We start from the raw sequence: 16076 nt of genomic DNA, 5'->3' as shown, positions 1-16076 counted from the left end.
AGGGTAGACGGAGCATTTAAATGATTCTGGAGAAGCGTCAGCGTTCGTTTTTGTGAAGGGATCCCAACCTTACCTCGTTGATTCAAAGGAATCCCTGAGCAATGGCGATCGGAAGAACATTTAAATGAGCAGTTTACTGTTTAACCCAGATAAAAAAAGGGGTATCCCATCGTCATTTTCATGACTTATGGGACAGCCCCTTTTTTCGCTAACATTTTTTAAGTTGTAGATGACATATTAACCTTTTTATGGTATTTTATGAATGAACGTTCATTCATAACACACTTTTATTAGGGGGACTTATTCCTATGAGTATACAAAGCAAGGAGCTGGAGCAACGATTCATCGATGGCTTCGAAAGAATGGCTCCGGATGCGGTAACGCGGAAAATCATCATGCATGCGATCGAGGTGTTTTCCAAAAAAGGCTTCACTGGCGCGAAAATTAAAGATATTGCTGCAAGCGCAGCCTTTAGCCAAGGCTACGTCTATTTACGCTTTAAGTCGAAGGACGAGATTTTTACTAAGATTGCGGATCTTGCGACGGAAGGAGCCGGCCAATCGGTTCAATATGCAGCGAGGCTGGAGGGAACGCCCTTCGAAAGGATCGTCTGGCTGACAGAAGCCTATTTGTCTCCAAATAGTATTGCGATGCAGCATTGGCGGTTTATTTTACTGCAAATCGCGACCAGTGAAGCCATTCCGGAAGAAGCGAAGCGCATTTCGGCAGAGAAGATGAGAAAGCCGATCGAGCATCTCGTTCCAATGATTATCGAAGGCCAGAAGGCTGGAGAAATCGTTGAGGGCGATCCGATTACGCTCGCCGTTACCTACTTTTCCTTTATTCAAGGATTAGCCATTACAAACATTCAAACAGCAGGTCAAGCGCCAATGCCGTCTGTTGAATTGGTATTAACGTTTTTGAAAAAAGGGTAAATTCAGCTTTCTAACGAAGCCCGGCAAAGGAGATTTCCTGATGAAAATATTTAAGAGCGCCAAAGGGAGAGAACAGGTATTGCAGTCCTATAATCGCCTTCTTGAACAGTGGTCCGTCGCCTATCAGGAAGCGGATGTCGAGACCCGGTACGGCGTCACGCATTGTATTATTGCAGGCAATCCTGACCATCCGCCGCTGCTCTTATTCCATGGGGTCGGGGATAACTCGGCGGTCATGTGGATGTTGAATATGAAGGCTTTGTCGAAGCATTACTATTGCATTGCCGTCGATACGATTGGCGGCCCGGGCAAAAGCGTGCCTAACGAGAATTACAACAAGAAGCGGTTCGAACAGGTGGATTGGATCAATCAAGTGGCCGATCAGCTCCGTCTGGAGCGGTTCCATATCGCAGGGGTATCCAACGGCGCATATATGGCGTTTAATTATGTGGTCCATGAGCCGGAGAGAGTTAAGAAAGTGGTTTGCATGGAAGGAGGGATGGTCACGAGCCCGATCAAAAGCATGGTGCAAACGCTGCTTATGATGTTTCCTGAGATGCTCGTCCCGACCCGCAGCAACTTGAATAAAATATTGAGAAAGCTGAGCTCGCCGAACTCCCGTGTATTCGATCGGCATCCCGAGCTGGCGGATCATCTTGTCCTGTTGATGAAGCAGCATAACCAGCAAGCGATGTTCGTTCATAAGCTTCAGTTATATGATAAGCATAAGGCGGCGGGGCTGAAGGAGAAGCTTTATTTTCTGATGGGAGACTATAAGCTCAATCATAAAGAGGAGTTTCTTAGCGTCCTGAAGGATGGAGGCTTCCCATACAAGATCATATCCGATGCCGGGCATGGCGTTAATCATGAGCAGCCCGAGGCCGTTCAGAATGAAATGATTCGTTTTTTGTCCGAGGCAGACGATGTTAAGATTGGCATTTGACGCAGAAAAGGGTACGATAAGGGGTATTATTAAAGTCTAATAGGCAAGGATAGGATTATGACTACTCAAAACAAACAAAGTTATCGCTTTAGCGAAGCGCCAATATGGGATCTTCAACGGGAGTATTATGAGCAAAAAGGAATGAAGGCGTGGAATAATGACCAAGTTCCTCAATACATAACGAGTAATCCGATGATTGCTGCTGCATATGCGGAAATGATATTCGGGTTCCTTCAAGACCGTGCGAATAAGGGGCATCTTGCAGAGCCTGTTGTCATCGTGGAGCTTGGAGCAGGGGCGGGACGTTTCGCTTATCATTTGCTGCATGAGCTGCGCCAGTTGCTAGACTATGCGGGGATTCCGCTGCCTCCTTTCCGTTATGTGATGACGGATCTGGTGATGGACAATGTTTTAGGATGGAAAAAGCATCCTGCGCTGCAATCGTTCATCGCGGAGGGACTGCTCGATTTTGCGCAATTTGATGCCGTTCAGGCTACCGATTTGTTGCTCGTTGTTTCCGGCACAACGATTAGCCAAGGTGATTTGCAGCAGCCAATCATCGTTATTGCCAACTACTTCTTTGACGTCATTCCGCAGGAATTGATTTATGTGGGCGACGGGCATATTCATGAAGCCGATGTTTATGTCGAATATCCAGAAGACAACGATTCGCTTAGCCCGGCAGAGATGCTGAGTCAGCTCAAGCTGCGCTACGAGTATCGTCAAGCGCCTGAATACGAACAGGAAAACTATCCTTATCGGGATATCATTTCTGTTTATCAGGAACAATTGGAAGATTCCCATATTTTATTTCCGGTTGCAGGATTAACTTGTATGGAACGATTGAATGCCTTGTCTCGGGAAGGGTTCCTGCTCATTACGGCAGATAAAGGCGATCATCTGCTGGATCACTGGAAGTTTGCCGAGCCGCCGCAACTGGTGCTGCACGGATGTTTCTCATTGACCGCCAACTATCATGCGCTGCAGTATGTGTTTGAGCAGCAGGGCGCCTTGACGTTATTTCCTGAGCAAAATTACAACAACATAAATGTAGGCTGTATAGTGCATACCGATCAGCCGATGAGCTATACCAATACCCGATTGGCCTATCGCAGAAATATAGAACAGTTTGGTCCGGATGAATTTTTTAGCGTGAAGGAATGGATCGAGCACCAAATCGGCAGCATGGGTCTGCCGCAAATATTAAGCTTCTGGCGTCTTGGCGGATACGATGCGGAATTTTTCATTCAGAGCACGACGCGCATATCAAGCTTGCTTGCCGAGGCTAACGATGATGAGCTGCAGGATTTGGTTAGAGGCATCGAACTGATGTGGTCGTCGTTCTATGTCATGGAGCAGCGGTATGATCTGGCGCTCGATAGCGGGCTGCTGTTATTTGAGATGAGCGAGTACGAGCAATCGAAGCGCTTCTTGGAAATATCGGTCGGACAAGATCCGGATGAAGTAGTATCGACCGTATTTTACTGCCTGGCGATTTGTTGTTTTGAGCTGGAGCTGGAGGAAGAGGCATTGGGCTTCCTGCGGAAGCTGGTAGAGCTTGAGCCTGATCATGAAGAGGCATTAGCGCTGCTGAGCCAGTACGAGGAACAGCGCTAGCATCGTTTGAGCTGCTTCTTGTCGAAAACTGCGGTACCCTATATACTAGTCATAATTTATTAACGAGGTGGAGCGGATGTTGATCGATATCGTTCGAGGTATTTAGTTTTCGGGAAAGGGGTTCTATGCCCTTTTGGACCAAACGAAACTAAAACTTGGAACGGTGTCGGCTGATTCCGCTTAAGGTAAAGCCAAAGGACACCATGAATGGAATGAACGAACGGACGGATGATAACCATCGGTCTGTTATTCAGCGATTCTGAGTTCCTTTGGCTTTTTTTTATTGATAATGGGATACTTGCGACAAAATAGAGCGGAAACGATAACAAGGAGTGATGGATCATGGAGTTCAAACAAATACCCGTTGTGAAAGCAGAGATGCTCATTCGAAAGCCGGCTGAATTGTTTGAGGCTCTTGCCGACCCCGCTGTTACAACAAAGTTCTGGTTCACGAAAAGCAGCGGAAGGCTGGAAGCGGGAAGCCGCGTTCGTTGGGAATGGGAGATGTACGGCGTTTCGGATGAGATTGATGTGAAAGAAATCGAGAAGAACAAGCGGATTCGAATTCAGTGGTCAGACCATACGGAGACCGAGTGGGTGCTTACTCCACGGGCAGAAGATGAAACGTTTGTGAAGGGATACCTGGCTCTGGCAAATCAACATTGTCCAGCTATATCCACGAGATTTTATCGAATCATCAAATAGAGTCGAAACTGTTTCAAGAGGGCAACCTGAAAGCGAACGCTATAATGAGTCACTTATAGACCCTGCAAAATGGTGCATCAGATGTCGGATGTAGTCCGTTTAACCCTGCTATTCTATACCTGAAGGGAGGTCAAGCGGATGAATTGGTTTGCGAGTCTGAACGAGGCGTTGAATTACATTGAAGAGAATTTAACGGAAGACATCGATATGAAAGAAGCGGCGCGGCTGGCGTGCTGCTCCGAGTATCATTTCTCGAGAATGTTCTCCTTTCTTGCGGGCATTACTCTGTCTGAATATATCCGCCGGAGGCGTCTTACACTGGCAGCGTTCGAGCTTCAGGCCGGCGATGTTCGAATTATGGACGCGGCTGTGAAGTACGGTTACAGCTCGGCCGATGCCTTTTCCCGCGCGTTTCAAGGCTTGCATGGCATATCGCCCTCCTTGGTCAAGACGCACGGCTCCACGTTAAAAGCTTATCCGAGGATGACCTTTCAATTGACCATTCAGGGAGGAAACGCAATGAACTATCAGATTGTCGAGAAAGAGCCTTTCCGTATCGTCGGAATCAGCAAGCGGGTGCCGATCCAGTTTAACGGCGTCAATTCGGAAATTGCCGCGATGTGGCAAAGCTTAACGCTGGAGGATATTGCCGAGTTAAAGGCGTTGTCTAACATTGAACCAGCCGGGCTGGTCCAAGCGTCCGTTAACTTTTCCGAGGGCAGGATGGAGGAGCAAGGGGAGCTTGATCATTATATAGGCGCGGCAACTACCGAAGAGTGCCCTGCGAATTGGACACAGCTAGAGGTCGGCGCGTCAACTTGGGCTGTGTTTGAAGCCGTCGGACCGTTTCCCGAGACGCTGCAAAATGTATGGGGACGCATTTATTCAGAATGGTTTCCATCCGCTAATTATGAGCTGGCAGCCGGTCCCGAAATGCTTTGGAACGAGAGCAAGGACCTGTCCTCGCCACATTTTAGAAGCCAGATCTGGATACCGGTGAAGCAAAAATAAGATAAGTGCCCAATGCGATGCCATGCGTCCGAACCATGGAAAACAATGGTCAGCGTCGAAATTGAAAAGCAGTAGAGTGAGTTCGTACAGAGTGTCGATTCCGGTTAGGGCTCAACTTAAGCGGAAGAAAGTCCCCGATCAAACAAAAAAAGAAACCGGATGGTAGCCCGGTTTCTTTTCTATATAAACGATTTACATGCAATGTCGGTTTGTGGTATGCTTAGAAAATCTCTATGCGACATTTCGCAATAGGACGTAGTTAATGCATTTTATCTACACTTTAATATTACCATGTCATTTCCTTGTTTGTCAAATGTATTTTTTAATCCCCCAAAAGGAGTGTGCTCAAAACGATGATCAGCGCGAACGATTGGAAGCAGGAGCAAGAGTGGCTGGATAAGGTGACCGAACAACTGCAGCTTAGAATTGCCAAGCTGGAGCCGGAGGTTTCCGGGCTGCGCAATCAAGTGACGGACATCCGCAAACGGTTTTGGGAGGAGGTTACAGTCAACACAAACACGGATGAGGATTTCGAGGAAACCTTCCACAGCATCAGACAACAAGAAGCGTTGCTGAATGAGCGTGAGCGGAGCCACCGTTTGCGCGTACAGCAATTTCGGAATATGAAACGGCTGCTGCCGACGCCGTTTTTCGGACGTATCGATTTTGAAGAGGAAGGCATGGGCGTTAGAGAGCGTATTTACATCGGCGTGTCGTCCTTTGCGGATGAAGAGGGCATGGATTTTCTGGTGTACGACTGGAGAACGCCTATCGCAAGCATGTACTACGATTATTCCCCCGGGCCGGTCTCTTATCAGACACATGTTGGACCGGTGAATGGGGAGATGCTGTTAAAACGGCAATATCAAATTCGTGACGGCCAGCTGCGCAACGTATTCGACACCAGCGTGACGATCGGCGACGAGCTGCTTCAAGAGGTGCTCGGCAAAGGCTCGGATTCGCAAATGAAAAGTATTGTGGCGACGATTCAGAAGGAGCAGAACACGATTATACGCGACACGAAAAGCCAGATGCTTATCGTGCAGGGAGCGGCGGGCAGCGGCAAAACGTCAGCTGCACTGCAGCGGGCTGCCTTCTTGCTTTATAAATACAGGGATCGGCTTACGGCCGACCAGATCGTATTATTTTCGCCGAATCCGATGTTTAACAGTTATGTTTCTACCGTTCTTCCCGAGCTTGGCGAAGAGAATATGCAGCAGACGACCTTTCAGGAGTATTTGGCGTTATGGCTCGGTTCCACGATGCAGCTGGAGGACCCGTTCGATCAACTCGAATATGTGCTGACCGCCGAACCGTCGGAACAATATGAAGCGCGGCTGCAAGGGATTCGATATAAAGCGTCTGAGGATTTTCTTCAAGCGCTGCAGGGCTACGCCTTATGGCTATGCGGGGAAGGCATGAAGTTTAATGCGATTTGCTTTATGGATCGTGAACTCATTTCGCCTGCGCAAATGGAAAAGCAATTTTACAGCTACGACAGCTCGATTCGGCTGGAGAATCGCGTTTCGTTGCTTCGGGAGTGGCTGCTGCGGCAATTGAGCGCTCTGGAGCGCAAGGAGCGGGATGCGGATTGGGCGCAAGATGAGATCGAGTATCTGGATGATGAGCAATATGATGAGGCGTATCGAACGCTGCTGAACAAGTATCAGCGGGAAGATGCGGTTTTCGACGATGTTACCCAGCTGTATGTCAAAGTTCACAAGTCTCTTCCGACGCAAAATACAGGAGAGGAGAATGTCTTCGATTTTGCGGGTCAGGAAGAGGAGCTTCTTCGCCGGATGATTGTGAAGGAGCGGTTCGAGCCGCTGCGGAAAGCCGTTAAACGGTTCAAATTCATTGATGTGATCGGGCTGTATCGCCAATTGTTCGGGGACGTGGCTGAGTATCGGCGGATGACTGGCGGGGCGGAAGCGCCCGGACGCTGGGCGGAAATTTGCAGGCAGACGAAAGCGAAGCTGGAGCAGCAGGAGTTGTTTAATGAGGATGCGACACCGTTCCTATATGTAAAAGAGCTTGTGGAGGGTGCTCGTAAAAATACCGATGTGCGGCATGTATTTGTCGATGAAGGGCAGGATTATTCGCCTTTCCAATATGCCTTTCTGAAACGGTTGTTTCCGCGCGCCCGGATGACGGTGCTTGGCGATTTCGGCCAGGCGATCTTTACGCAAGCGACGAATTTGCATGGGGCAGATTCCTCGCTCATCCGGCTTTATGGCGAAGAGGAGACGAATCTGATACGCCTCGTTCGCAGCTACCGCTCCACGCAGGAGATTGTGCGTTTTACGAGACTGATGCTGCCTGGAGGAGAGGAAATCGTACCGTTCGAAAGAAGCGGAGGGAAGCCGCGTTTAATTCAGCTGCAGAGCGGGGAGGAACGTGCGTCGCGTATCGCGCAGGATGTTGCGATGCTGCGGGCGGAAGGCTTTGACTCGATTGCCGTTATTACGAAAACGTCGACTGAAAGCCGTGAAGCGTACGAAGCGTTGACGGCTGAAGGATGCGAGGGGCTGCGGCTCATTACGAAGGAAACGATCACCTTCGAGAAAGGGGTCGCGGTTATTCCTTCTTATCTGGCTAAAGGCGTCGAGTTCGACGCGGTGCTCGTGTATGACACTTCATCCCGAACGTACAGTCGGGAGAGCGAGCGCAAGCTGTTCTATACCGTGTGTACCCGGGCGATGCACCGGCTTAAACTTTACGCAATAGGAGAAATGTCACCGTTCGTGCGTGATCTTGATGAAGATCTGTATGGTGTCGAGTAATCGCAGCGTTCGAACGGATTATGGTTGAAGGAATACCTGGCTCCGGAAATCGACTTAGTGGAGGACTCTCCCCCGATGTGTCGAATTAGGGGAAATAAAGTTATTTAATCGGAGAGAAGCCTAATGTTGAAACGGCGTTTAGTATTCATATGCTTCGCCATCCTCTGGGCGGCGCTTTCGCTGGTCTTCCCGGCACAGGTCAAGGCTAAGTCAAGCGGTTCGGAATCGAAGGCTGCTTTTGCGAGTGCCGAAGCCGGAACAATCGATGTTTCAGAGTGGCGGTTTGATCGGAATGGTCCTGTAACTTTGGACGGAGAGTGGGCGTTTTATTGGCGGCAGTTACTCGAGCCAAGCTCGATTGGGACGGGAACCGCTTCTCCGGCAGTCTACGTGCATGTCCCGGATATCTGGAGTTCCTATAGTCTGAACGGAAAGCCATTGTCTAACCAAGGTTACGCCACCTATAAGCTAACCATCCGCTTTGACGAATCGGATAGGGGCAGGAGCTTTTCCTTGTGGATCCCTAATGCAGCTACCGCTTACCGGCTGTGGATTGACGGCAGAGAGGTTGACGGCAACGGAATCGTCGGCCCAAACAGGGTGGATATGGTTCCGAAAAATAACAGCAAGGCCTATCTGTTCGTCCCCCTATCCACGGAAACAGAAATCGTCATTCAGGTGTCCAATTTCGTTCAGCGCAAAGGCGGTTTATGGGATGAAGTAAGCTTGGGCTATGCAGATCAAATCAATCGATTGCAGGTGCATGGCGCTATTCTGCAATCCGGCATGGCAGGCATATTGCTCATCATGGGCTTGTATCATCTGGCGTTGTTTTTCATGCAGCGGGAGTATAAGGAAGCGCTCTTCTTCGGCGGGTTGTGCCTGATCATCGGCCTTCGCACACTAGTTGTAGGGCAAACGTTGCTTGTACGGCTGTTTCCCCATCTTCCTTGGGAAATCGGCGTGAAGATCGAGTATTGGGGCTTCGTGCTGGGATTGGCATTTTTTCTGTACTACGTGAAAACATTGTTTCCACGGGATACCAGCCTCTGGTATGTACGGCTTGTGGCGTTAATCGCGAGCGTTTTCAGCTTGCTGGTTCTGCTGCTTCCCGCATCCGTGTATACAAGGTGGATGCTGCCGTACCAAATCGTCATTGTCATCAGCTTCTTCTATATTGGATTTATATTTGGTCTAGCCGCTTGGCGCAAGCGGAACGACGCATGGATGAATTTCGCCTCATGGATATGCCTTCTTGGAGCGGTGATTAACGACGTCTTGTTTTACAACCTCATTGTCGTTACGGGCGATCTGTTCCCGTTTGGCCTTCTTTCGGCAATCATTATCCAAATGGTTATGTTGACGAGACGGTATTCGCGGACATTCCATGATGTGAAGCGGCTATCGGGGGAGCTGGCTGTGCTGAACGATTCCTTAGAGTTGAAAATACGGGAGCGCACGGCGGAGCTGGAGGAAGCCGGCCGACAACTTGCCCTGACGGCGCAAGCCCGCCGCAGACTGATGTCGAACATTTCACATGAGCTTGGCACCCCGCTCTCACTCGTTCAAGGGTACGTGAAGGGTATGATCGACGGCGTGATTCCGCCGGACAATCTGAACTATTTGCGGCTCATCTATGACAAAACCATTTCGCTTGACCGGTTGATTGGCGATCTCGGTGAGCTCTCCAAGCTGGAAGCAAAGCAGGTCTCATTCGACTCGCGTCCGGTTCGCGTTTGGCAGCTAGTGGCAAAAGCGGCGGATGGACAGCAATGGGAGTTTGAACAGTCCGGATTATCGTTCAAAGCAGAGTCGATCGGCAGTATGGATTCGGCCAAAGATCCCGTTGTTCTGGCAGATGCGTTTCGGCTGGAGCAGGTACTAGTCAATTTCTTGTCCAATGCGAAGAAGCATACCCCGCCTGGCGGGCATGTTCAAATCAATGTGAGCGTGACCGATCGGGAAGGGAAACGACAGGTTTGCGTGTCGGTAACGGACGGCGGAGAGGGCATTGATGAGAAGGCGCTTCCTTTCGTGTTCGAACGATACTATCAGGCGCAGAGGAAGGACGGCAAAAAGCCCGGCATGGGACTGGGACTTGCAATCTGCAAGGAAATTATTGAATTGCATGGCGGTGAGATCGGCGTTTGGAGCAAGCCGGGTGAGGGGAGCACGTTTTATTTCACGCTGCCGCTGGTGGAGAACGATGGTGAATGAGGAGGGGCTAAAGGCAATGATGTCCGGTAAAATATTGGTCGTCGAGGATGAGGCCGACTTACGGGTACTCATTTGTATGTATCTAGACAAGCACGGATTTGAGGTGTGTACCGCGGGGACGGGTGAGGAAGCCTTGGCGCTGTTTTCTTCAGCAAAACCGGACGTTGTCATTCTGGATATTGAACTCCCGGATATGGAAGGTACGGATATATGTCGGAAAATTCGCGAGATATCAGACGTCCCCCTTATTTTTGTTACGTGCAGGCGTGATAGGGATGATATCTATAATGGTCTTGCCATCGGTGCCGACGACTATGTGACCAAGCCGTTTGATCCCGCCGAATTGGTAGCGCGCGTTCAAGGGCATTTGCGGAAGAGGAACCTGTTTCAGTCAATTGGGCAAAATCAAAAGCGTTGGTGGCGTAACGGACGGCTGGAAGTCGATTTGATTGAAATGACAGTGAAAGTAGATGGTCAGCCGATGCCATTTTTCCCTAAAGAGCTGCAATTGCTGCAATTTTTTATCCATAATCCAAATCGGGTGTTTGCCGCAGAGGAAATATTCGAACGGGTGTGGGGGGAAGAGAGCGACAGCGACACAAGGACGGTAAATGCCCATATTTTCAATTTGCGCCAAAAAATCGAGAAAAATCCGGAAAAGCCGTTATTGATCCAAACGGTGCGCGGGTTCGGTTATAAATTTTCGATTTGAAATGGAATAACGACATGGAATGCCGCGGCTGACGCGGCATTTTTTTATTGTTTGGCGTCGATTTTGAACGGATTTTTAACTTGGGTTGCTATAATCGGGAATATTGATGCCATTTATTGTTGAAGTTGGCGAGATCAAGCCGATTGGGAGGAAGAGGAATGCAAGACAGAGGTGTTCGCACGCTAGCTTTGATGCTGGCCATGCTATTGGCGATAGGAGGGTTTCCCGGGCTTTTGGCGTCTAGTGACGTTAAGCTGTATGCGGCAGAGACCGTACAGGTGTGGCAGGAAGTGGGAGACGCCGGATTCTCGGGGGGCTACATCAGTACTATAACGATGTCCGTATATGAAGGTACGCCGTATGTTGCTTTGCGGGATCAAAACGATAAAGCCACAGTGATGCGTTATGATGGCAGCAGCTGGACAACCGTAGGCAGCGCCGGATTTTCGGTGAGTTATGCTAGCGATCTATCCATGTCCATCTATGATGGCGTCCCTTATGTGGCTTATTCCGATGGAGGGAATGATTATAAAACCACAGTCATGAAATATACCGGGGCGGGTGCAACGGGCTGGGAAGCGGTGGGCAGTGCCGGGTTGTCGGAAGGGTTGGCGCAATACCAGTCGCTATATGTCTACGAAGGTACTCCCTATGTGGCCTATAAGGATTGGCAGCGAGATGGCAGAGCCACAGTTATGAAATATACCGGAGCGGGCACAACGGGCTGGGAAGCCGTAGGCAGCACCGGATTTTCGACAGGCAGAGCAGATGAACCTTCCTTATACATGGATGAGGGAACTCCCTACGTGGCCTACACGGATCTTGATAATGACGATAAAGCTACGGTTATGAAATATGACGAGGACAACGGTGAATGGATAACGGTAGGCAGCGCCGGATTTTCGGCAGGGACGACACTTGATCCATCGATACATGTCTACGAAGGTACTCCCTATGTGGCCTATAAGGATGGTCAGCAGGAAGACAGAGCCACAGTCATGAAGTATACCGGAGAAGGTGCGACAGGCTGGGAAGCTGTGGGCAATGAAGGATTTTCATTGGGAATCATATCCAATCTGTCTTTGTTTGTGTATGAGGACACCCCCTATACAGCTTTTAAGGATTGGCAGAATGGCGGTAAAGCTACGGTTATGAAATATACCGGAGCGGGTGCAACGGGTTGGGAAGTGGTGGGCAACGCTGGATTTTCGGCTGGAGAGATCTATTTCACTTCTATATACGTCTATGACGGCACGCCTTATGTGGCTTACAAGGATGTGGAAAATAGCTTTAGCGCGACAGTGATGCGTTTAGATATACAGAATGCACCGCCGAGTTTGACTGCGAGCCGGAATGCGGATGGCAAAATGGAGATTGCGTTCGAAGAGGATGAAGCGTGGCGCGGCGCAATTGCAGCGGTGAAGGATGGAACGGAATTGCTCTCGGCGGGAACCGATTATAACATCGACGCCGGTAAGATTACGATTTTGAAGGAGCTTTCTGAAGGCATGCATTTCATTGGAATAGAAGCGGACGGTTATGTCAATGCGACAGTCGTGTTTGCTTTATCGAATGACTTCGACAGCGGAATGGGCACTGCAAGCGATCCTTTCCAGGTCGCAAGCGCTGAGCAGTTTGATGCGATCCGGAAGTATTTGGAGCCAAACCTCTATTTCGAGCTGACTTCGGATATTGATTTGAGCGGTTATCAGGATGGCGACGGCTGGGAGCCGATAATGTCTGTAGAGGGCGGACTGACGCCATTTCAAGGGCATTTGGATGGCAACGGCCATATCATCACTGGGTTGACGATCAACAGACCTGGCGCAAACGCTGTTGGATTGTTTGGCGCAGTCGACAAAGGCAGCATCACGAATATGAGGCTGGAAAACGTCAATATTGTAGGCGCTGCTTATGTAGGCGGCTTGGTTGGCGGCATATTCGGCGGAACCATCAGCGGTATCTATGTCACGGGCAGCGTGAGCGGGTCCTTTTCTAATGTGGGCGGTATGATTGGCAGCGTATTGGGCGGTACGATCAGCAACAGCTATGCTGAGGTGAATGCGAGCGGAATAGGCAATGAAGTAGGCGGGCTGGCTGGCACCAGTAGGGGGGTAATTAGCAATAGCTACGCCTCCGGAAGTGCGACAGGAGCATACTTTGTAGGGGGTCTGGCTGGTACTAATTTGGGGAAGATCGAAAACAGCTACTCCATTGGCGCTGTTACAGGTTCTGGGAACTCAGGCGGTCTGGTCGGGGTCAATGAAGGCTCAATCGAGACCAGTTATTACGATCAAGAAACTTCGGGCCAGTCGGATACAGGCAAAGGCGAGGGAAAGACAACGAGTGAGATGAAGACGCTCGGCACATACGACGGGTGGGATTATGAAGAGGTGTGGGGACTGAATGAGTTGATCCATACCGGTTACCCGTATTTGCAGTGGACGATGCAAACGGTACATTATGACAGCAATGGCGGATCAGTTATAGGCGACCAAGTGGTTGCCTATAGGGGCAACGCAACAAAGCCGGCCGATCCGACGCGGACAGGTTACTCTTTCGGCGGGTGGTACACGGACAGCGGCTTCAAGCTGCCGTTCGATTTCTCGACCTCGATCACGTCGGACCTAACGCTATACGCGAAATGGAAGGTTATATCCAGCGGCGGAGGTGAGCCAACAATCGGTCCGGTTACATCCGATAACGGCAAGCTGCAGCTTCTCGCCGGTCAAGCGGGCGAGGTCAGCTTGGACGGTTCGATCACGATCGCAGTTCCGGCAGACGCTGCTCCGCAAGAGTTGAAAATCACTATTGAAAGACTAACGGACACACAGCATCTTTTTGCAAAGAAAGAGATTCTCGTCAGCTCGGTCTTCGAGGTTCTGAAAAACTTCCCCGAGAAATTCGGCAAAGCCGTCACGTTGACGATTGTGTTCGATTCGTCGAGACTGAATAGCCATCAAACGGCTGCTATCTTCTACTATGACGAGACTGCCAAAGCATGGGTCAAAGTTAGCGGCGGCAAAATAAGCGGCAATCGAATTAGCGTGCCGGTGGATCACTTTACAAAGTTTGCGGTGCTTGCCGTAGACAGTGTCACTGGAGAGCTGGTAACGGAAACGGCATCGGAAGAAAAGGATCTGATTGATATTTCCGGCCACTGGGCGGAAGCAGCGATTAAGGCTGCCGTACAGGAAGGCATCATTAAGGGCTATGAGGATGGCACATTCAAGCCGAATGCCGCCGTTACTCGTGCGGAATTTGCCGTGATGCTAATGAATGCGCTGAAGCCTGCCGACGGCGGAGATGAGCTGCGTTTCACAGATTCCCTCCCCTCGTGGGCGCGCCCATCCATCGCGCAAGCTGTGAAAGCAGGAATTGTAAATGGATATGAAGACGGCAGCTTCCGTCCTGGAGCAAGCATCATACGCACGGAGCTTGCTGTCATGATTGCGAGAGCCGCAGGCGCAGATACGAAGGAGGCCGCATCAACCGGTTTCGCGGATGACAGCTTGATTCCGGTATGGGCAAAAGGCTCGATAGCTGCGGTTAAGCAACTAGGACTTGTGAACGGACGCAGCGGCAATCGATTTGCACCAGACGATACGGCAACGAGAGCCGAAGCTGTAATGATTATTATGAATCTGCTTCATGTTCAAGAGCGGAAATAAAACACGCTTAGCGGATCGAAGGGGGAATATGAAAATGGACTACAAGTACAATTTCGAGACGAATTGGAAGTTCGAAGCGGATATCGAGCAAGTGTGGGGCTTGATTGCGGGCTTCAAATATGACGAGTGGTGGTCTGGCGTTAAAGCCGAGCCGCTTCAGTCTGGATTGCCGAACGGAATTGGCGAAAAGTATCGATACGAGTTCCGTACGAAGATGCCCTATCGGCTTTCGTTCGAAGCCGAAGTGATTGTGAAGGAAGCCCCTCGCAAGATGGAGATCCGGTCCACAGGCGAACTGGAGGGCAGGGGGGAATGGACATTGACACAATCGGGTTCTGTGACGCATGTTCGGTACATTTGGCAAGTGAACACGAATAAAGCCTGGATGGACGTTCTCGCGCCGCTGTTGAAACCGGTGTTCGTCTGGAATCACGACCTGGTCATGAAGGAAGGCGAGAGGGGCATGTCTAAAGCGCTGCAAGCTCCAGTGATTGCAAAGTAGAATTGTTACTGTGACGAGAAGGAGAAACAGATCAGCAACGCCATGCGAATACGGAGTCGATTTGCGAAGTGTGGATTCCGGTTCGGAAAAAAGCATGCCTTAATAGGCCGCCGTTTTAGCGTTGGCGGTCTTTCAGCTAAGGGGACTTTTGCTCTGGGAGAGCAAAGTCTCCTTCTTTGTTTTGGCTTGTTTTGGAAATAAATCGCGAATATGATAGATATACCAAAACTGAAACGCAAGGGTGGATAAGAGAATAATGTCCCATAACATATTGTTGATCGAAGATGACAGCCAAATTGTCGAGATGCTGCAAAACTATTTGCTCAAAGAGGGCTACGACGTCTCGGTCGCTGCGAATGGCCTGGACGGCGTTGAGCTATTCCGGCAAGGTGCCTTTGATATTGCTGTAGTTGATATTATGATGCCGAAGCTGGACGGCATTGAAGTGATCAAACGCATTCGGGAAAGCAGCTCGATGCCGATTCTGATTATGTCGGCGAAGGACAGCGATGTCGATAAGGCGATCGGGCTCGGCTTCGGAGCAGACGACTACATCGCGAAGCCGTTCTCGCTTATTGAAGTATCGGCCCGCATTAAGGCGGCGATTCGCCGCGCAACGACTTATTCGGCTGCCGCCTCGGCGGATGCCGGGCTGCAGCCTTCCCCGGCTAGCTCCCGCGTGCTGACGGTCGACGGGCTGCGCATTGACTTGGATAACTTTTCCGCATTCAGGAACGGCGTTGATCTCAAGCTGACCGCTAAAGAGTTTGAGATATTGAAGCTGCTTGCCACGAACCCGAATCGCGTGTTCACGAAGGCGCAGCTGTACGGTTTCATCTGGAACGACGAATATTATGGAGACGAGAACGTGATTAACGTCCACATTCACCGTTTGCGCGACAAAATCGAAGCGCAGCCTTCCGCTCCCCGCTATATCAAGACGCTATGGGGCATCGGGTACAAATGGGAAGGCCAATAGG

Annotated in this window: 10 protein-coding genes and 1 pseudogene; all 11 read left to right on the top strand. The window is 50.2% G+C overall.

The window, feature by feature from the left end; all coding sequences use genetic code 11:
- Positions 1-308 precede the first annotated feature (308 nt).
- A complete protein-coding gene (locus tag GOM71_RS20660; protein WP_156284493.1) occupies positions 309-935 on the top strand; it encodes a TetR/AcrR family transcriptional regulator in 627 nt (208 codons plus the stop codon).
- 40 nt (positions 936-975) lie between these two features.
- Positions 976-1878, top strand: a complete 903-nt coding sequence (locus tag GOM71_RS20655; RefSeq protein WP_156284491.1) for an alpha/beta fold hydrolase — start codon at positions 976-978, stop codon at positions 1876-1878.
- 57 nt (positions 1879-1935) lie between these two features.
- On the top strand, positions 1936-3495 hold the full coding sequence (locus GOM71_RS20650) for a tetratricopeptide repeat protein (RefSeq protein WP_156284489.1): 1560 nt from the start codon (positions 1936-1938) through the stop codon (positions 3493-3495).
- Positions 3496-3837: 342 nt separating this feature from the next.
- Positions 3838-4128, top strand: a pseudogene (locus GOM71_RS20645) (SRPBCC domain-containing protein); the annotation flags it as partial.
- A 210-nt stretch (positions 4129-4338) separates the two neighbouring features.
- A complete protein-coding gene (locus GOM71_RS20640; protein WP_156284485.1) occupies positions 4339-5211 on the top strand; it encodes an AraC family transcriptional regulator in 873 nt (290 codons plus the stop codon).
- 353 nt (positions 5212-5564) lie between these two features.
- Positions 5565-7994, top strand: coding sequence for an RNA polymerase recycling motor HelD (gene helD, locus GOM71_RS20635; protein WP_156284483.1), 2430 nt, complete (start codon positions 5565-5567; stop codon positions 7992-7994).
- A 123-nt stretch (positions 7995-8117) separates the two neighbouring features.
- Entirely contained in the window at positions 8118-10211 is a 2094-nt protein-coding gene (locus GOM71_RS20630; RefSeq protein ID WP_156284481.1) for a sensor histidine kinase, read from the top strand.
- Positions 10212-10227: 16 nt separating this feature from the next.
- Positions 10228-10923 carry a response regulator transcription factor gene (locus tag GOM71_RS20625; protein ID WP_173275861.1) on the top strand — a complete coding sequence of 232 codons (696 nt, stop codon included), beginning with the start codon at positions 10228-10230 and terminating at the stop codon, positions 10921-10923.
- Between the two features lie 158 nt (positions 10924-11081).
- Positions 11082-14594, top strand: coding sequence for an S-layer homology domain-containing protein (locus GOM71_RS20620; RefSeq protein ID WP_156284477.1), 3513 nt, complete (start codon positions 11082-11084; stop codon positions 14592-14594).
- A 34-nt stretch (positions 14595-14628) separates the two neighbouring features.
- Positions 14629-15096, top strand: coding sequence for an SRPBCC family protein (locus GOM71_RS20615; RefSeq protein WP_156284475.1), 468 nt, complete (start codon positions 14629-14631; stop codon positions 15094-15096).
- A gap of 256 nt (positions 15097-15352) precedes the next feature.
- The gene (locus GOM71_RS20610) at positions 15353-16075 is read left to right on the top strand and encodes a response regulator transcription factor (RefSeq protein WP_156284473.1); all 723 of its coding nucleotides are present in this window, start codon (positions 15353-15355) and stop codon (positions 16073-16075) included.
- The last annotated feature ends 1 nt before the right edge of the window (position 16076 follow it).

Source organism: Paenibacillus sp. NEAU-GSW1 (genome assembly GCF_009737085.1).
Taxonomy (GTDB): domain Bacteria; phylum Bacillota; class Bacilli; order Paenibacillales; family Paenibacillaceae; genus Pristimantibacillus.
This window is presented reverse-complemented; position numbering and strand designations above follow the sequence as displayed.

Coding starts and splice junctions, on each gene's coding strand:
- GOM71_RS20620 (WP_156284477.1), top strand. CDS start 11,082: ATGCAAGACAGAGGTGTTCGCACGCTAGCTTTGATGCTGGCCATGCTA.
- GOM71_RS20630 (WP_156284481.1), top strand. CDS start 8,118: ATGTTGAAACGGCGTTTAGTATTCATATGCTTCGCCATCCTCTGGGCG.
- GOM71_RS20625 (WP_173275861.1), top strand. CDS start 10,228: ATGATGTCCGGTAAAATATTGGTCGTCGAGGATGAGGCCGACTTACGG.
- helD (WP_156284483.1), top strand. CDS start 5,565: ATGATCAGCGCGAACGATTGGAAGCAGGAGCAAGAGTGGCTGGATAAG.
- GOM71_RS20655 (WP_156284491.1), top strand. CDS start 976: ATGAAAATATTTAAGAGCGCCAAAGGGAGAGAACAGGTATTGCAGTCC.
- GOM71_RS20615 (WP_156284475.1), top strand. CDS start 14,629: ATGGACTACAAGTACAATTTCGAGACGAATTGGAAGTTCGAAGCGGAT.
- GOM71_RS20640 (WP_156284485.1), top strand. CDS start 4,339: ATGAATTGGTTTGCGAGTCTGAACGAGGCGTTGAATTACATTGAAGAG.
- GOM71_RS20650 (WP_156284489.1), top strand. CDS start 1,936: ATGACTACTCAAAACAAACAAAGTTATCGCTTTAGCGAAGCGCCAATA.
- GOM71_RS20610 (WP_156284473.1), top strand. CDS start 15,353: ATGTCCCATAACATATTGTTGATCGAAGATGACAGCCAAATTGTCGAG.
- GOM71_RS20660 (WP_156284493.1), top strand. CDS start 309: ATGAGTATACAAAGCAAGGAGCTGGAGCAACGATTCATCGATGGCTTC.